Genomic DNA, 17,234 nt, shown 5'->3' with positions numbered 1-17,234 from the left:
TTTGATATGAAAATAGTCAGATTGTTTTTAATTTATTTTATGTTTTGTGCTTTGAGCATGAGCGCACAGGATTTGAAACCTGAATACCAAAAATTTGTTTCAAAATTTATTTCAGAAGTAAAAAGCGGTAATAAAACAGCTGTTTCAAATCGGATAAAATTTCCATTAAAAAGAGATTCTCCAATTCCAGCGATAAAAAATAAAACAGATTTTGTTAAAAAATACGATCAAATTTTCGACCCGATTTTAGTTGAAAAAATTAGCAAATCAGATCCTGCAAAAGATTGGTCGGAACTGGGCTGGAGAGGAATTATGCTGAATCAAGGAGATTTGTGGATTGATACTGATGGAAAAATCATCAGCATAAATTACCAGTCAGAAGCAGAGAAAAAATTAAAAAATTCGCTGATTGCTTCTCAGAAAAAAAATGTAAACAGTTCTATTTCAGATTTCAAACAACCTGTTGTGGTTTTAGAAACGTCAAAATTTCGAATCAGAATCGATGATTTAGGAAATGGCAAATATCGCTACGCTTCTTGGTCAATCAAACAAAAAATGACAGACAAGCCAGATTTAGTAATTGAAAATGGAGTTTTCTTTGCCGATGGAACAGGAGGGAATCATTATTACGAATTTAAAAAAGGTGATTTTAGATATGAATGTCATTTTATCGTTTTGGGCGAAAAAAATTCGGCGCCTGCGGCGTTAATTGTATATCAAGCCGAGAAAAAAATTCTATCACAAGATGCAAAAATTGTTTCACGATAAACATTAAAAAAGCCTAATTCATAACGAATTAGGCTTTTTAATTAGATTGCTGAAATCACTTTTTCAAGTTCTTTTTCCTGAGTAATTTGAGTCAGTTTCAGTTTCTGAATGTTCACCTCATTTTCTTTAGTTTTGATTCTCTGCTTTTGAATTTCTTCATCAGAAATTGAAGACGTTGTTATCTTGTTTTCAATTTTCTGATTAGCAAGTTCAAGTTTGCTGATTTTTTCCTTCGTCGATTTCAAATTGTTTTCAGATTTCGAAAGGTTTTTCTTTTTGCTTTCCAGTTCTTTCTGCTCCTTCTTCAGCTGTTCAATTTTGTCATCCAATCTTTTATAATTTTCTTTTAAGATTTTTTGCGTTTCAGCTTCAGCTTTTTTCAGTTCTAAATCTGGAGCATTATTGTTTTGAATTTGCTGTGCAAAAAATGACTGCGAATTAAGCAATAATAAGAATACTAGGGTTTTGAAGATTTTATTCATTTTGTTTTAAATTTTTACGGGACGAATTTATTCGAAGGAATCTTCAAAAAGTGCCAGTCAAATTTTTTAAAACAACAGAATAGGACAAAAAAAATCCCGTTCAAAAGAACAGGATTTTTAAAATTATAAGTTTTCGACCAAGATCCAGGCTTGTGGATTTTCGCCTTTTTGTATTTCTTTCTGAGCTACTTCAGCTTCTTTCATTGTAGCATAACTTCCGTATAAAACCGGAAACAAACCGTGCTTATTTTCTTTTAGCATTCTAGCTTTAAAACCATCTTTAATTAATTGATTATAAGCTTTTCTAGCATTTTGTTCGCTTCTAAAAGCACCGGCCATAATGTGGTATGGCATTGTTGGCTCAACAGTTTCAACTTTAGCAGAATCTACAGAAAGCGTAACAGCTGGAAGCGGACTTTTGATAAAAAATGTTGCTTCTTGAATTTTGTCTTGTACTTTTTTCTGAACCGATTTTTCTACCAAAAGGGTTTGGTTATCAATTTGGTTTTGGTACAATGGATAACCGATGCTTCCTGTAATTCCAAGTCCTAAAACTAGAATAGCAGCATATCTTAAGAATGAATTTGAAGATTTAGTCTGTTCTTCGTTTTCATATAACAAAACAGCGTCTTTTTCTTTTGCCGCAATCTTTTCGATTTTTTTCTCGAAAATTTCTTTTTTCACAACTGGAGAAACAAAAGGACTTAATCCGAAAGAAGTAGCCAAATAGTTAGTTTGATCGTTTGGTCTGAAAACAATATTCCCTTCAGAATTTAAACGAAGCTCTCCAATATTTTTTAAAAGAATAACACCGTTTTCATCTAAAGTTTTTTTCCAATTTAAAACCTCAAAAGCAATTGCGCTAACTGCAAAACCATAAGATGTTTTTTCAGCTTGAGCAATATGATTTGCCAGCAATCCGTCATTATTTTTGATACGGCTGTTGAAAGAAATGGTTTTTTTTGGAGGAAAAAACGAATTAGTGCTCTCATTCAGCTGAGCCGAATGAATTTCGGTTAAAAATGCACCAAATCCTGGAACCGTTACACACTGATAACGATACAATAACTGCGAGATATATACTTCGATTTTCATAGTAACAAAGTTATGCATCGCTTATAGTTATCAAAATTTTATTCACAATTTTTATTAACAATTCACAATTATTTTTAGACAATTCGTTTTCAAATATTTAGCTCAATGTTTTGGCTTAGTACAAAAAGTAAATAGATTTTAATTTTAAAATTTATTAAGAAATTACTTTGTTTTAATGATATTTGCGCCTCCTAAAAAGTAAAATTATTTTTCTATTTTACATAATGTTTTAAAAGATGACCGATCAAGAATTGTTTTATTTATTAGCCCTGCTAAAGGTTGATGGAGTGGGTGATATAATGGGTAAAAAGCTGCTCCATTCATTTGGTAGTGCTCAAGCTATTTTTAATGCAAAAAACAATCAACTAGCAGCAGTTGACGGAATTGGAACGGTTTTATTGAAGAACTTAAAAGATAAAAGTGTTTTTGAAAAGGCTCAAAAAGAATTAGAATTCATACAAAAGAACAATATTCAGATTTCTTGCTTTAAAGATGAAAGCTATCCCGAAAGATTAAAGCATTGTATTGATGCGCCAATTTTAATTTTTACAGCTGGGAATATTGATCTTAAAAACAAGAAAATAATCAGCATTGTCGGTACTCGGCAGATTACTTCGTATGGAACTGAATTTTGTAAAAAACTGATCGAAGATTTGGCGCCCTTAGACCCTATAATCGTCAGCGGATTTGCTTATGGTGTTGATATTGTTGCCCATCAAGCCGCGATGGATTATAATTTGCAGACCATTGGAGTTTTGGCTCATGGATTAAATCAAATTTATCCCAGAACGCATAAAAAGTATATGGCAAAAATGGAGGAGAACGGCGGTTTTATAACTGAATTTTGGAGCGATTCTAATCCTGATAAAGAGAAATTTGTACGCCGAAATCGAATTGTAGCAGGAATGACCGAAGCAACAATTGTAATCGAATCTGCAGACAAGGGAGGTTCGTTAATAACGGCAAATATGGCCAATGAATATAATCGCGATGTATTTGCTGTGCCTGGAAGAGTTACAGACAAATACAGTCAAGGCTGTAATAATTTGATTAAAACTCAGAAAGCTAATCTATTAACAGATGCAGCCGATTTGATTTATATGTTGAATTGGGATATTAAAGAAAAATCAAAAAGTATTCAGAAACAGCTTTTTATAGAACTAGAACCTGACGAACAGAAGATCTATGATTTTCTTCAAAAAAACGGCAAAGAATTGCTAGACATTATTGCTGTTAAATGTGATTTTCCAATTTATAGAATGTCGGGAATTTTAATTAATATGGAACTTAAAGGCTTAATACGACCACTTCCTGGAAAACTTTTTGAGTCAATTTAACGCAGAAAATCTTATTTTTTATTCTTGAAGTGTTTGTACAATTTGTAAAGTATAAAAATCAGTAATAGCCCAAATAGGATATTTAGAATTTGAAATAAATAGGGCGGTACATCATAATCTTCAATATATTTATTCATCTTTTTATTCTTTAAAAGATTAATATAGATGAAGTTACAAAAAAATATTCAGATATTTTACAAAAAAAACGTTGACAAGTTTTGAAACTTGATCAACGTTTTAATTTATGAAACTTAAATTTTATTTTGTGAAGCCAAGTACTTCGCGAACTTTTGCTAAAACTCCATCGGCAACAACAGAAGCTTTTACTGCACCTTTTTTCAATAGAGCGTCTACCTCTTCAAGGTTATTGATGTAGTAATTGTATTTTTCTCTTTCAGTTTTGAATTTCTCTGTAATCAATTCAAACAAAGCTTGTTTCGCGTGACCGTAACCATAATTTCCGCCTAAATAATTTGCTCTCATTTCGGCAATCTGATCTTCATTTGCTAACAAAGAATAAATTGCAAAAGCATTACAAGTATCTGGATTTTTCGGATCTTCAAGCGGCGTACTGTCTGTTTCGATACTCATTACCTGTTTGCGTAACGCTTTGTCGTCCAAGAAAATATTAATAATATTATTGGCAGATTTACTCATTTTTCCTCCATTTGTTCCAGGAATCAACATAATGTTTTCTTGAATTTTAGCTTCAGGAATTACAAAAGTTTCGCCCATTTGATGATTAAAACGAGAAGCGACATCGCGAGTGATTTCTAAATGCTGCAGTTGATCTTTTCCAACCGGAACAAATTCAGCATCATACAATAAAATATCTGCAGCCATTAACATCGGATACGTAAATAGTCCAGCGTTAACATCATCTAAACGATCCGCTTTATCTTTGAAAGAATGTGCTAAAGTCAATCTTTGGAAAGGGAAAAAACAGCTTAAATACCAAGTCAATTCAGTAGTCTGCACCACATCAGATTGTCTGTAGAAAGTCACTTTTTCAGGATTTAAACCACATGCAAGCCAAGCCGCAGCCGTGCTGTAGGTGTTTTCTCTTAAAGTTTTTCCGTCTTTAATCTGAGTAATCGAATGTAAATCAGCAATAAACAAAAAAGATTCGTTATCCGGATTGTTTGACAATTCGATTGCTGGAATAATTGCTCCTAATAAATTTCCTAAATGCGGCGTTCCTGTACTTTGAACACCCGTAAGTATTTTTGCCATTCTAGATTTTTTCTTAACTGCAAATGTCGTGATGTTTTTTTTAACCGCAAAGTGTGCAAAGGTTTATAACAATGTTTTTGTTTTTTTGTGAGTCATTTTAACGCAGAGCGCGCAAAGGGTTTTCGCAAAGGAAACAAGTTTATTTCTTTGAGAAATTGCTTTGCAATAAGTTCACTAAGCTTTATCTTCTGTAAAGTAGTCTGAATTAAAACCATTCAATTAAATTATAAGAAAATATTTATAATTTTGATTTTTTTAGATTATGACAGAAAACGAAATATCAAATATTGTAATTGGGTTAGCTATTGAAATTCATAAAAAACTTGGACCAGGTTTATTAGAAAATGTGTATAAAGAATGTTTGTTTTATAAGATTAAACAAAAAGGTCTTCTTGTCGAAAAAGAGAAAGCTTTGCTATTAGTTTTTGAAGAAGTAAAGCTGGATTGTGGATACCGCATTGATTTGCTTGTGGAAAACAAATTATTAATAGAAATAAAAAGTGTGGAATCACTCACCGTTAATCATTTGGCTCAAACATTAACGTATTTAAAACTTGGAAATTTTAAACTCGGCCTTCTCATTAATTTCAGCGAAAGTCTTTTAAAAAATGGTGTCAGAAGGGTAGCGAATAATTTACAACAATAGCTTTGTGAACTTATTGCGTAGCAAAAGAACTTCTAAATCTTTGCGAAAACTCTTTGCGGTCTTTGCGTTAAAAGATATTTTGCGGTGGCATTAATAATTCTTTTTGTAAAATTCGCTTCTGTTTTTCTTACTTTTGAAACCATGAAAGGATTAAAGATTATTTTTTGGGTTTTATGGCGCGTTTGGTTTTACATTTTAATGGCCATTCCGATTTTGATTATGCTGCCGTTTTTACTGATTTCTATTATCTCAGAGAAAGGTTATCCCTATTTTTTTAAAATGGCTCGTATTTGGGCTAAATTCATTCTTTTTGGAATGGGTTTTTACTATACCGTAAAACGCGAACAGAAGCTCATTAAAGGCAAAAGTTATATGATTGTGGCCAATCATACCTCAATGACAGATATAATGCTTATGCTGGCCATAATTAAAAATCCGTTTGTTTTTGTTGGAAAAAAGGAGCTTGTGAAGATTCCACTTTTTGGATTTTTCTATAAAAGGACCTGCATTTTGGTTGACAGAAGTTCTTCAAGAAGTAAAAATGAAGTTTTTAAAAGAGCTCAAAGCCGTTTAAATCAAGGTTTGAGTATTTGTATATTTCCAGAAGGCGGCGTCCCAGACGATGAAAGTATTTTGCTTGATGAATTTAAAGACGGGGCTTTCAGACTAGCAATAGATCATCAAATTCCGATTGTTCCAATAGTTTTTGCCGATAATAAAGAACGTTTTTCGTATACTTTTTTAAGCGGAAGTCCTGGCAGAATGAGAGTTAAAGTTCTTCCTTTTATAGAAACAAAAAATTTGACCATTGATCATAGGAAAGAACTTAAAGATCAGGTTCGAAATATAATTTACGATGGTTTGGTTGATTTCCAGAAGACCAAATAAATATAAAAGCCGATAGATTTCTTAAATCTATCGGCTTTTGTTTTTGAATTAAAAACCCCCCATTTTTATTCAAAAGTTATCTATGAATTATTTTTTCAGAAATAAAACGCAATACTTTTTTAAATTTCAATTTGGTTTTTCTTCGGTTTTTATTGTACAACAATTCTATTTTTTCTTTCATGGTTAAAAATATTAATGGTTGATAATAAAGAGTTTAAATTAATAACTCAAGTTAATGTCACATTATTATAGATAGAGAAAAATAAAAATGGTTGCGTCAAAATTGGAAAAAAAAGTAAAAAAAATTTGATAAAACCCGTCAGTATGAATAACTAACGGGTTTTAATTCAAATAACCAACCAATTTAAATTCTAAAAAAGCCTCAAATTGATATATGGCTTACCAATTTGGAAACCCTGCTTTTTTAATAGATGCACTTTTGTCGAAAAGGTTGCGTCAAGTTTTTATTTTTATTTGAATAAAAAAATCCTGACAGATTTTATAGTCTATCAGGATTTAGATTAGTCTTTTTTTGACTTATATGAGATTAAGCATTTGCTAATTCTTTAATATGTTCTTTAATTTTAACTTCAAGTTCGTCAGCAAGTTCTGGATTATCTTTAATTAAAGTTTTAACAGCATCACGACCTTGTCCTAATTTTGTATCGCCGTAGCTGAACCAAGATCCTGCCTTTTTAACGATGTCAAATTCTACAGCTAAATCTAAAATTTCTCCTGTTTTAGAAACTCCTTCTCCATACATAATGTCAAATTCGGCAGTTTTAAAAGGTGGAGCAACTTTATTTTTAACAATTTTAACTTTAGTTCTGTTTCCAATTACATTTTCACCGTCTTTGATTTGTGCAGAACGACGAATATCTAAACGTACAGAAGCGTAAAATTTAAGTGCATTACCTCCAGTTGTAGTTTCTGGATTTCCGAACATTACACCAATTTTTTCACGAAGCTGGTTGATAAAGAAAACAGTACAATTCGTTTTGCTGATAGTTCCAGTAAGTTTTCTCAAAGCCTGAGACATTAGACGAGCATGAAGACCCATTTTCGAATCTCCCATTTCACCTTCGATTTCGCTTTTTGGAGTCAACGCTGCAACCGAGTCAATTACGACAATATCAATTGCTCCAGAACGAATTAAGTTCTCTGCAATTTCTAAAGCCTGTTCACCATTGTCCGGCTGAGAAATAATTAAATTCTCGATATCAACATTTAGTTTTTCTGCATAGTTTCTATCAAAAGCATGTTCCGCATCGATAAAAGCAGCAATACCTCCAGCTTTTTGAGCTTCTGCAATAGCATGAAGCGTCAAAGTAGTTTTACCAGAAGATTCTGGTCCGTATATTTCAATAATTCTTCCTTTAGGATAACCATTCACTCCAAGAGCTAAATCAACGCCAAGTGAACCAGAAGAAATCGTTTCTACCTCCACAATGGCTCTGTCGCCCATTTTCATTACGGTTCCTTTTCCGTAGGTTTTGTCAAGTTTGTCAAGCGTTAATTGTAACGCTTTTAATTTGGCTTCTTTGTCTGAACTCATCTTTTTATTAAGTGTCTAAATTGTTATTTTCTTTCAAACAAAAATCAAAAAGAGCAAATAACTTCCTGGTTTTTATTTGAGACTTGTAATTTGGTAAAATTAGTTCTTTTTTTTGAAGTTAATTGTCCCAAATTGTATCAAATTTGCACAAATTGTACTATAAAAATAAAGCCTTTAATTCTGTTGCATCAGATGGTTTTATCTTTCCGGCAAGTAGTAAACTCAGCTGTTTACGACGAAGCGCCGCGTCAAAACGTTGTATTTCTAGATCGGTTTCAGGTACAATCGAAGGTACTTCAACTGGTCGTCCAGTGTCGTCTACGGCAACAAAAGTATAAATTGCTTCATTTGCTTTTGTTCTGTTTCCAGATTCGCGGTCTTCTACCCACACATCAATAAAAACTTCCATAGAACTTTTGAATGATCTTGAAACTTTTGCTTCTACCGTTACAACGCTTCCAAGCGAAATAGCTCTGTTAAAAGCAACGTGATTTACAGAAGCTGTAACTACAATTCTACGTGAATGTCTGCGGGCAGCAATACTTGCAGCGCGATCCATTCGGGCTAATAATTCGCCGCCAAAAAGATTGTTTAAAGGATTAGTTTCGCTCGGTAAAACTAAATCAGTTAAAATAGTTAGAGATTCTGAAGGATGTTTTGGATTCATTTTTTTAATAATAAAATTTTGTTTGGATGCCGAATAATTGGACTTTTTTTTACCACAGATTACACAGATTAAAATCTGCTAGAATTTGTGTAATCTATGGCTAACTTTTAAAATATTTACGGTTGTTAATTCAACCAATAAACTGCCATTACAGCCGGTATAAAATATATAACAATGGTTCTCGCGCCATCGTAATCTTTTGCTAGTCTTTGTCCGAAAAGCATCATTAAGAGACAAATACATGAAAATATAGCTCCATAAAAACCAAATTCTCTTCCGTTATTTGTTAGCAATTGAATACCGCCGACAACACATAAGATTCCCGAAATTAATTCTAATATCAGTAAGTGTAAAAGAGCGAGCGGTACTTGATTTTTTAGTGGTGTTTTGGCAAAATGTTCTTTAAGCCAAGTTACATTATCATTCCAATAAAAAATTTTTTCGTAGCCCGATTGTAAAAAAGTTAAGGCTAAAAATGCCAAAAGTAAGATTGAAGCAACATTGTTCATTTGAAATCTATTTTTTATGAATTAAACGAGTCAGTTTGATAGATAAATCGGTTAGAATTATTTTTGCATTTCCGTTTCTTTCAATATGGTACATAGCATCTGAAAGTTCTTTGAAAATTTCGTGAATGTTGTTTCCATTTACAAAAGGCGCAAAATTTTCGAGTTTAAATTTATCAACTTTAGGTTCGATGTAAACTAAACTCGGTGCTTGATAATTTAACATCAGAGCTTGACGAAACATTTCGATACAATACTGTATGAATTTTTTCTGGCTTTCGCGTCCAAGTGCAGCAATTTGTTCGCTCCAGGCAATTAAATCCTGAATAGCTGCTGCATTTCCTTTTGCTCTAAAAGCAGCTCGAACCCAATTTACAAACCATTGTTCAAACGGAAATTCGTCATCATCTTCTTTTAATAAATGCAGTGCTTTGCTAAAATTACCCTGTGCTTGATGCGCAATTTTTTTAGCTAAATTCGGATCTATATTTTCTCGTGCAACCAAAGCTTCGGCTATAACTTTTTCCGGAAGTCCATTAAAGTGAATTACTTGGCAGCGCGAACGAATGGTTTGAATAATATCTTCTTCATTTTCAGAAATCAGAATAAAAATGGTTTTATCTGACGGTTCTTCTAAAAGTTTCAAAAGTTTATTAGAAGCGGCGATATTCATTTTATCGGCCATCCAGATAATCATGATTTTATAACCGCCTTCATAAGATTTCAAAGCAAGTGATTTTAACACTTCCTGAGCATCTTCAACACGAATCTCTCCCTGTTTGTTTTGTACACCAAGAATTTTATACCAATCAAACAAACCACCGTAAGGCATTTCTTGAATGAAACTTCGCCAGTCTTGTATAAAATCTAAACTTTTGGGTTTGGTTTTTACATCTTCGGTAGTAACGGTTGGATAAATAAAATGCAGATCTGGATGTGAAATGTTTTCAAACTTAAGATTACAAGAATCGTTTCCGTTTGAATTTTCGTCACCTGTATTACTGCATAAAATGTACTGGGCATAAGCAATGGCAGTGATTAATGTGCCGCTTCCTTCTGGACCAACGAATAATTGTGCATGCGGGATTCTACCAGAAGCAGCACTTTTTATCAAGTGGCTTTTGATGTAATCTTGACCTAAAATTTGAGAAAATTGCATGGAGCAAAGATAGAAGAAAATGATGTAGTCAAAAATTTTACAGATAAGATTATTTCGTAGTTATAATTTTGAAATTACAAACTCATTTTTCGATTTTTTTCGGATGACTTTCGACATAATTTTGTTAATAAATGTCTCAACCTGAGCAGATATCAAGATTTTTTTGTTAATATTTTTTTTCAAAAAACGCGAAACGTAAGTATTTTTTTATTATTTAAAAGAAAGAATTCATTTTTTTTATAGCGATTATCCTACGGTTTCGATTTTAACAAATTTAACAAAAAGCACGTTAAAACGCACATTTTCTCGACATAACACTGGTTTTTAAGGTTTTTTTAAGGTTTTTTTTTGAAAAAAAAAACCATTAGAGTTGTAATTTAAGTTAATTTATATATTTTTGTTTTTATCAACAACCAATTATAAATAAGAATCTATGAAAGGGAAAATTACTCTGTTAAGTGCACTTTTTATCTTAACTACTGCAGCCGTTTCGGCACAGGCAAAAAACGCACCAAGAAGTATTATTAGTACAACAGCTCTTATTCGTAAATACCATGATCAAAAAGAATTGAGTGGTATGCAAAAAGGAGAACTTTTGGAATTATACATTGAGCGTATCAAGGTTCTTGTAAAAACCCTTCCTTACATTGCTTTGGTTACAAAACCTGGAGTTACTATGGCCGATCTTGGTATTCCAGACGATAACGAACACAAAAAAGTTTTAGATGCTCAGGCAGTTGGTACATCAACATTTTTGGATACTACAGTAGAATTCCAAAGAAAAATGATGCCTTACTCTGATAAAGGAAATCTAATCGCTGCAATCTTGTTCTACGAAAGTACATTGAAATCATTACACGAGTTCAACGATTTGAACGAAATGTAATAAAGATATTTTTTTTAAAACCTTTTTCGAAATGTTTACGTAGATGGATGAAATCTATTTGAACATTCTTGAGAAACAAAATAAAAAAAAACTCATTCTCGAGGGTTCTGATAATTTCGGAAAACTCGAGAGGAGTTTTTTCATTTACGCATACCCAAATTTATTATTAACCGTAATACCCCCCTTATCATGAAAAAAATTACTCAATTAATCTGCGTTCTTTTGACAGTTACGAGTATGAGTGCTCAACAAGAGAAAGGAATTATGGGCTACAACAATTGGTTAAACAATTGGACTGAATTTAAGCCTAACAAAGTGGACTATGGAGAAGCAAACCAAATTTTAGCAGGAAATATTTCTGTTAATACTAAATTGCTGAAAAGAAATATCTACGTTTTGCAAGGAAACGTATATGTTACAAACAATGCTGTTTTAACTATTGAACCAGGAACTTTAATTATTGGTGATTTCGAAACAAAAGGAACATTGGTAGTTACAAAAGGTGCACAAATTGTTGCAGACGGTTTAGAAACAGATCCAATTGTATTTACTTCAAACCGCAGCATGAAAAAAGCTGGAGACTGGGGTGGACTTGTAATTCTTGGTGATGCTCCAATTAATAAATTTGGAAATGTAGGTTCTTACAACCTTGATCTTGACCCAACTCTTACTACTTACGGTGGAGACAACGTAGCTTCAAACTCTGGAATTTTAAGATTTGTTAGAATCGAGTTTGCTGGTAAAAAAGTAAAAGGTTTAGATACATTTAACGGTTTAACTATTGCAGGTGTTGGTAACAAAACGATTATTGACAATGTAATGGTAAGCTACTCTGGAGGAGATTCATTTGCTTTCTTCGGTGGAGATGTTAATGCTTCTAAATTAGTTTCTTATAAATCTATCAACGACGACTTTAAATTTACACAAGGTGTACAATGTCGTTTATTCAACTCTTTAGCAGTTAGATCTTCTTACTTATCAAGTAACAAAGACGGATCTCGTTGTATGGAAGTGAAATCTTATGAGAAAAAGAACGAAACAGACTTTACAAAAAAACAAACTCTCGTAGCTGCTACAAATATTACTATGCTTAATGACAGTGAAAATATCAAAGCTGATATTCAAGCAGGGTTAGTAAAAGAATGTGTATATGTTGCAGAAGCTGCTTCTCTTGAATTAAAGCGTAGTGTAATCTCTGGTTTCAATCCTGCTGTTTTATTAGACAGTAAAATTGAAATCAACGATGCTAATCTTAAAAAAATCAAATTTGAAGAAATGTACTTCAACTTATGTAACGGAAACATCTTTACAGAGTACAATTCTAATAATGAAGATTTAGAGAGCTGGTATGGAAATAGCGTGTTTTTTAACGTTTATTCTCAAAGCAGTAACAATGAAACATTCATTGATATCGCAAACCCTAAAAAACCAGATTTCAGATTACAACTAGGAAAAATCACGGCTTCAAGCGGCAATAGATAAATAGATTTCGATTTTTATTTCCACGCGTAAATTTTATTAATAAAGTCCCCAGACACAATTTATGTATCGTCTCTAACGGACCCAAATAAAGATCAAAACATAATGGTATCTACGAAAAAATATTTTTTATATATAATATTTTTGGTTTCGCCTATTTCGTTAACTCTATATGCACAGAATACAGCAGAAAAACCTACAAAGGCTGCTGGTTCTGAGTGCACATTAACTTTAGGTAATGTTAACCAAAACAGTACTAATGCTGTAATTGAAAACAGCAATTCGGATAAATTTAATCAGTTTATAGTAGGGATGTCCAACCCCAAGGACAGCCTTACTATAGTAGCTGAACCAAATACTGTATCTGACGAATGTCAGGAAAATTCATCGCTTACAGCAACTTCAATTCTTGCAAAAGATATAATTGAAAACTACAAGTATGATTTTTCTGAAACATTCATTGATATTTTGTTTTTTGAGCGTATAGACTTAGCAAGAACACGCACTATATGATTCAAAAAATTACTTTATCTTTTACTAAATTTTTACTTTTATTTAGCATTTTGTTCTTTGCTAAATCGAATTCTTATGCGCAAACTATAGTGCCTCAAACATTTGATGGTTTAGAAAAGCTTTGTGCTGGAAATTCGTTTAATGAATTTTATGCTAGTTTCAGTTATATAGATTTTCCCGCAGGTACTACTTTTGTAGTTGAGCTTTCAGACGCTGCGGGAAATTTTACTTCTCCTATTGCTACGACACTGCTACAGACAATCGATGTTTCTGCTACTCAAAAAACAATTAAATACGCAGTGCCAACAGATTTAGTTGGTTCTGACATCTATAGTTTAAGAGTGAAAAGTTCAACTGGAGTTACTAGTACGAGATTTAAAAATTCTTTGGGAAATACTTCTTTTCCTGCTTATTTTAAACAATTCGAAGGTCCTTTCTTTATTAATAACAAAAGTGATGTCGCTATGATTTGTTCTGGCGGTAATTTAACACTTTCTATTAGTTCAGAATCACCTTCTCCTGCCAGTATCGCTAATATTAAATACAAATGGTATAAAGACGATGTTCTAATAGCAGGACAAAGTTCTAAAGAGATAGTTGTAAACAGTACAGGAAAATATTATGCAGAGATTGATTACGGACAATGTTCTGATGTAAACTTTAGTTCTAATCGTGTCAATGTCACTTCTTCAAGCAGCGGTTCTGCTGTTACTATCGATTCAAGCTTAGGTAACCCATTTTGTGCCAGCGGTACAGGAACGGTTTTAACAGCAACTTCAGGAAATAGTTATGTTTGGAAAAAAGACGGAGTAGTTATAGCAGGTGCAACAAATCGTACGTATTCAACAAATGAATCTGGAGTTTATACTGTTGAAGTAGATTTTGGAGGATGTAAAGCTACAGGAAGTATTAATCTTCAAAGCAACGGATTTGAAGCAAGCATAGATGCTCAAGATGGATATAAACTAAGTGAAGGTGAAACATTAATGGTTAATGTTACAACAGATGCTACAAATGCTACTTTCGAATGGTACTTAAACAACAATTTAATTGCTGGAGAAACAGGAAGTTCATATGTGATATCCGTAAAAGGTAATTACAAAGTAAAAATTTCTCAAGCCTCTGGTTGTATTGCAAACAGAGAGTTTTCATTTAAAATTAATGGTGATTCCGGACCGTCAACAGTTATTCCAAATATCATAAAGTTGAGCGGGATGAATCCGTATTGGAATATTCCAGATGAATATAAGAATGCGTCTACCAGTGTAATTATTATTAGTTCAAACGGAGATAAGGTTCTCGATGTAGTGAATTATCAAGGCGATTGGCCTCAAAACAATATAGATTTTAAAAATGTAAATCCCGTTTATTACTATGTCATTAAAGGCGACACAGGTGAAAAAAAAGGATCAATAACTGTGATAAAATAATATGAAGAAAATTTTACTATTCATCACTTTATTTTACGGTTTTTCAAATGTACTCTATTCTCAAAATGCTTCTGAGGATGGAGTTGTTTCGTTTTCATTACCTATCAGAAATTCTTTAAAGTTTAATAGATATTTAATTAACCCAACATTCAGTTTTGTTCGAGAAACAAATCCATATATAAGCTTTTATAATAAGAGGCAATGGGTTCAGTTTGATGATGCTCCACAGACTTATATTGCCAATTATTCTGGACGTATCAAAGAAAATGATGCTTTTGCAGTTGCATTATTTCAACAAAATTATGGATTAATGACTGTTTTTGGAGGTGTTGTCAATTTTGCGCACAACATTGTTCTTCAAGAAGACAGTAATTTGACTTTTGGTTTAAATGTTGGTGCTTACCAAAGCGGTTTAAATACAGGAAAAATTATCTCAGACGATTCAGATATTCTAACTGGAGAATTTCCTAAAAGTACACTTCTTACCGTAAATCCAGGTATTAACTATGGTACAACTTTTCTAGATTTCGGATTGTCGATCAACAATTTAGTGCTTTACAATTTTGGGTCCGGAATGGTTAAAGATGATCCAGAAAGAGCAATTGAACTTCATGCAATGTACACTGGGTACATTGACAGCTATGGATTTTTTGACAGAAGTAAATTTTCAGGTATTTTAAAAACAGAGATTAAAAAAGACAAAACAGTTATTTCCGGACTTGGTATGCTGACTCTTCAACAAGGAGTTTGGGCACAAGCAGGTTACAACACTTTATATGGAGTTTCAGCGGGACTTGGGGTTAATATTTCTCCAAGCATTGCTATTGAATATAACTACGAAAGAGGAATGGGCAATTTCTCAAACCTAGGCGGATCACACGAATTTGCCATTGCCTATAAATTCAAAAACAGAAATTATTATTACGGAGATGATGATGAAGGATCATTGATTGATCCATCTAAACCAAAGCCAGTACCTGCAAAACCAAAATCAGAAGCAACTCAAGTTAACAGAACTGAGATTGCTGAAAAGAATAGACTGGCAGCCGAAGCAAAAGCAAAAGCCGATGCTGAAGCAAAACAAGCCAGACTTGCCGCTGCAGAGAAAGTTAAGGCAGATGCCGAAGCTGCTGCAAAAGCAAAATTAGAAGCTGACAACAAAGCTAAAGCAGATGCTGAAGCTATTAAGATAAAATTAGCGGCAGATGCAAAAGCAAAAGCCGATGCTGCTGCTGCTGCGAGAGCACAAACAGCCACAGCAAATAGAGCAGTTGCTGCAACACAAAAAACTGCTGCACAATTGGCTGCTGATAAAGCAAGAGCAGATGCAGAAGAACGTAGAATAAAATTAGCTGCAGATAATAAAGCTAGAGTGGATGCTGCTGCCGCTGCAAGAGCACAAGCCGCTGCAAACAAGCCAGGAGCAACTGCAGCACAAAAAACACAAGCACAACTTGCAGCTGACAAAGCGAAGGCTGATGCAGAAGCAATGAAATTAAAATTAGCTGCAGACGCAAAAGCAAAAGCTGATGCTGAAGCTGCCGCAAAAGCGAAAGCTGCTGTTGCAACTCCGCAAAAAACACAGGCACAACTTGCAGCTGACAAAGCTAAGGCAGACGCGGAAGCAATGAAATTAAAATTAGCTGCAGATGCAAAAGCAAAAGCCGATGCTGAAGCTGCTGAGAAAGCAAAAGCTGCCGCTGCAAAACCAGTAGCCGCTCCGCAAAAAACAGCTGCACAATTAGCTGCAGATAAAGCAAAAGCAGATGCAGAAGCTGCTGCTAAAGCAAGGTTAGCCGCTGCTGAAAAAGTAAAAGCTGATGCCGAAGCTGCAAGACAAGCTAGACTGGCAGCAGCAGAAAAAGCTAAGGCAGATGCTGAGGCTGCAAGATTAAAATTAATTGAAGATAATAAAGCGAAAGCAGAAGCTGCTGAAGCAAAACGTAAAGCCGATGCAAAAGCGAAAGCAGAAGCTGCAGATATGCAGTCAATTCTTGCTGCCGATGCAAAAGCGAAAGCAGACTCAGATGCATTACAAGCTAGATTAGCTGCAGAAGCAAAAGCAAAAGCCGCAGCTGAAGCAAAAACTAAAGCATCTATTGATGCTGCTAATAAGGCAAAAATTGCTGCCGATGCAAAAGCAAAAGCTGCAGAGGAAGCTGCTCTTAAAGAAAAATTAGCTGCCGATGCAAAAGCAAAAGCAGATGAAGAGGCAAGACAAGCTCTAATTGCTGCTGAAGCAAAAGCAAAAGCCGATGCGGAAGCATTGAAATTGAAACAAGCAGAAGATGCTCGTCAAGCACAATTAGCTGCAGAAGCAAAAGCGAAATCAGATGCTGAAGCACTTCAAGCGAAACTTGTTGCAGATGCAAAAGCGAAAGCCGATGCCGAAGCTGCAGCAAAAGCAAAATTAGAAGCAGATAATAAAGCAAAAGCGGAAGCCGAAGCACAACAAGCAAGACTAGCTGCAGAAGCTGCGGCAAAAGCCGATGCAGAAGCTGAAAAAGCTAGATTGGCTGCAGATGCAAAAGCAAAAGCAGATATGGAAGCTCTACAAGCAAAACTAATTGCTGACGCCAGAGTTAAAGCC

Annotated in this window: 15 protein-coding genes and 1 pseudogene; 9 read left to right on the top strand and 7 right to left on the bottom strand. The window is 33.8% G+C overall.

Annotated elements, in window-relative coordinates:
- Positions 1 to 6: 6 nt before the first annotated feature.
- Complete coding sequence (locus tag ASE40_RS03690; protein ID WP_057115444.1) at positions 7 to 768, top strand: hypothetical protein; 762 nt, start codon at positions 7 to 9, stop codon at positions 766 to 768.
- Positions 769 to 809: 41 nt separating this feature from the next.
- Here the strand turns inward: ASE40_RS03690 and ASE40_RS03685 are convergent, their stop codons facing one another.
- Together ASE40_RS03685 and ASE40_RS03680 are read right to left on the bottom strand one after the other, a co-directional pair.
- A complete protein-coding gene (locus ASE40_RS03685; protein WP_057115443.1) occupies positions 810 to 1,250 on the bottom strand; it encodes a hypothetical protein in 441 nt (146 codons plus the stop codon).
- A gap of 123 nt (positions 1,251 to 1,373) precedes the next feature.
- Entirely contained in the window at positions 1,374 to 2,345 is a 972-nt protein-coding gene (locus tag ASE40_RS03680; protein ID WP_057115442.1) for an SPOR domain-containing protein, read from the bottom strand.
- A gap of 236 nt (positions 2,346 to 2,581) precedes the next feature.
- Between ASE40_RS03680 and dprA the strand changes: the two genes are divergently transcribed.
- Positions 2,582 to 3,682, top strand: a complete 1,101-nt coding sequence (gene dprA, locus ASE40_RS03675) for a DNA-processing protein DprA (protein WP_057115441.1) — start codon at positions 2,582 to 2,584, stop codon at positions 3,680 to 3,682.
- Positions 3,683 to 3,940: 258 nt separating this feature from the next.
- Here dprA and trpS read toward each other — a convergent pair whose 3' ends face one another.
- The gene (gene trpS, locus ASE40_RS03670; RefSeq protein WP_057115440.1) at positions 3,941 to 4,915 is read right to left on the bottom strand and encodes a tryptophan--tRNA ligase; all 975 of its coding nucleotides are present in this window, start codon (positions 4,913 to 4,915) and stop codon (positions 3,941 to 3,943) included.
- Between the two features lie 262 nt (positions 4,916 to 5,177).
- Between trpS and ASE40_RS03665 the strand changes: the two genes are divergently transcribed.
- Both ASE40_RS03665 and ASE40_RS03660 read left to right on the top strand, forming a co-directional pair.
- The gene (locus ASE40_RS03665; protein ID WP_057115439.1) at positions 5,178 to 5,561 is read left to right on the top strand and encodes a GxxExxY protein; all 384 of its coding nucleotides are present in this window, start codon (positions 5,178 to 5,180) and stop codon (positions 5,559 to 5,561) included.
- Between the two features lie 141 nt (positions 5,562 to 5,702).
- A complete protein-coding gene (locus ASE40_RS03660; protein WP_057115438.1) occupies positions 5,703 to 6,449 on the top strand; it encodes a lysophospholipid acyltransferase family protein in 747 nt (248 codons plus the stop codon).
- A 547-nt stretch (positions 6,450 to 6,996) separates the two neighbouring features.
- Here ASE40_RS03660 and recA read toward each other — a convergent pair.
- From recA to ASE40_RS03640, 4 genes are all read right to left on the bottom strand, one after another.
- Positions 6,997 to 8,004 (bottom strand): recombinase RecA, encoded by a 1,008-nt coding sequence (gene recA / locus ASE40_RS03655; protein ID WP_057115437.1) that lies wholly within the window; start codon positions 8,002 to 8,004, stop codon positions 6,997 to 6,999.
- Positions 8,005 to 8,161: 157 nt separating this feature from the next.
- Positions 8,162 to 8,671, bottom strand: coding sequence for an acyl-CoA thioesterase (locus tag ASE40_RS03650; RefSeq protein WP_057115436.1), 510 nt, complete (start codon positions 8,669 to 8,671; stop codon positions 8,162 to 8,164).
- A gap of 125 nt (positions 8,672 to 8,796) precedes the next feature.
- Positions 8,797 to 9,180 carry a hypothetical protein gene (locus ASE40_RS03645; RefSeq protein WP_057115435.1) on the bottom strand — a complete coding sequence of 128 codons (384 nt, stop codon included), beginning with the start codon at positions 9,178 to 9,180 and terminating at the stop codon, positions 8,797 to 8,799.
- Positions 9,181 to 9,187: 7 nt separating this feature from the next.
- On the bottom strand, positions 9,188 to 10,336 hold the full coding sequence (locus ASE40_RS03640; RefSeq protein WP_057115434.1) for an ATP-binding protein: 1,149 nt from the start codon (positions 10,334 to 10,336) through the stop codon (positions 9,188 to 9,190).
- Positions 10,337 to 10,769: 433 nt separating this feature from the next.
- Here ASE40_RS03640 and ASE40_RS03635 point away from each other — a divergent pair, with 433 nt between their 5' ends.
- The 5 genes and pseudogenes from ASE40_RS03635 to ASE40_RS22255 form a co-directional block, all read left to right on the top strand.
- Complete coding sequence (locus tag ASE40_RS03635; protein WP_057115433.1) at positions 10,770 to 11,222, top strand: hypothetical protein; 453 nt, start codon at positions 10,770 to 10,772, stop codon at positions 11,220 to 11,222.
- 189 nt (positions 11,223 to 11,411) lie between these two features.
- A complete protein-coding gene (locus ASE40_RS03630) occupies positions 11,412 to 12,704 on the top strand; it encodes a hypothetical protein (protein ID WP_057115432.1) in 1,293 nt (430 codons plus the stop codon).
- Between the two features lie 102 nt (positions 12,705 to 12,806).
- Positions 12,807 to 13,214: a hypothetical protein gene (locus ASE40_RS03625; RefSeq protein ID WP_057115431.1), complete on the top strand. Its 408-nt coding sequence runs from the start codon at positions 12,807 to 12,809 to the stop codon at positions 13,212 to 13,214.
- Complete coding sequence (gene sprC / locus ASE40_RS03620; protein WP_057115430.1) at positions 13,211 to 14,644, top strand: gliding motility protein SprC; 1,434 nt, start codon at positions 13,211 to 13,213, stop codon at positions 14,642 to 14,644. The genes ASE40_RS03625 and sprC overlap by 4 nt, the downstream gene beginning before the upstream one ends.
- 1 nt (position 14,645) lies before the next feature.
- Positions 14,646 to 17,234: pseudogene (locus tag ASE40_RS22255) on the top strand (type IX secretion system membrane protein PorP/SprF); the annotation flags it as partial.

The organism is Flavobacterium sp. Root935 (assembly GCF_001429295.1).
GTDB lineage: Bacteria > Bacteroidota > Bacteroidia > Flavobacteriales > Flavobacteriaceae > Flavobacterium.
Note: the sequence above shows the minus strand (reverse complement) of the source record. Positions and strands in the feature narration are given on the sequence as shown.

Bases quoted from the DNA above. Each gene is read 5' to 3' on its own strand.
- dprA (WP_057115441.1), top strand. From the start codon at position 2,582: ATGACCGATCAAGAATTGTTTTATTTATTAGCCCTGCTAAAGGTTGAT.
- sprC (WP_057115430.1), top strand. From the start codon at position 13,211: ATGATTCAAAAAATTACTTTATCTTTTACTAAATTTTTACTTTTATTT.
- ASE40_RS03660 (WP_057115438.1), top strand. From the start codon at position 5,703: ATGAAAGGATTAAAGATTATTTTTTGGGTTTTATGGCGCGTTTGGTTT.
- ASE40_RS03685 (WP_057115443.1), bottom strand. From the start codon at position 1,250: ATGAATAAAATCTTCAAAACCCTAGTATTCTTATTATTGCTTAATTCG.
- ASE40_RS03625 (WP_057115431.1), top strand. From the start codon at position 12,807: ATGGTATCTACGAAAAAATATTTTTTATATATAATATTTTTGGTTTCG.
- ASE40_RS03690 (WP_057115444.1), top strand. From the start codon at position 7: ATGAAAATAGTCAGATTGTTTTTAATTTATTTTATGTTTTGTGCTTTG.
- ASE40_RS03680 (WP_057115442.1), bottom strand. From the start codon at position 2,345: ATGAAAATCGAAGTATATATCTCGCAGTTATTGTATCGTTATCAGTGT.
- ASE40_RS03640 (WP_057115434.1), bottom strand. From the start codon at position 10,336: ATGCAATTTTCTCAAATTTTAGGTCAAGATTACATCAAAAGCCACTTG.
- ASE40_RS03650 (WP_057115436.1), bottom strand. From the start codon at position 8,671: ATGAATCCAAAACATCCTTCAGAATCTCTAACTATTTTAACTGATTTA.
- ASE40_RS03635 (WP_057115433.1), top strand. From the start codon at position 10,770: ATGAAAGGGAAAATTACTCTGTTAAGTGCACTTTTTATCTTAACTACT.
- ASE40_RS03630 (WP_057115432.1), top strand. From the start codon at position 11,412: ATGAAAAAAATTACTCAATTAATCTGCGTTCTTTTGACAGTTACGAGT.
- ASE40_RS03645 (WP_057115435.1), bottom strand. From the start codon at position 9,180: ATGAACAATGTTGCTTCAATCTTACTTTTGGCATTTTTAGCCTTAACT.
- recA (WP_057115437.1), bottom strand. From the start codon at position 8,004: ATGAGTTCAGACAAAGAAGCCAAATTAAAAGCGTTACAATTAACGCTT.
- trpS (WP_057115440.1), bottom strand. From the start codon at position 4,915: ATGGCAAAAATACTTACGGGTGTTCAAAGTACAGGAACGCCGCATTTA.
- ASE40_RS03665 (WP_057115439.1), top strand. From the start codon at position 5,178: ATGACAGAAAACGAAATATCAAATATTGTAATTGGGTTAGCTATTGAA.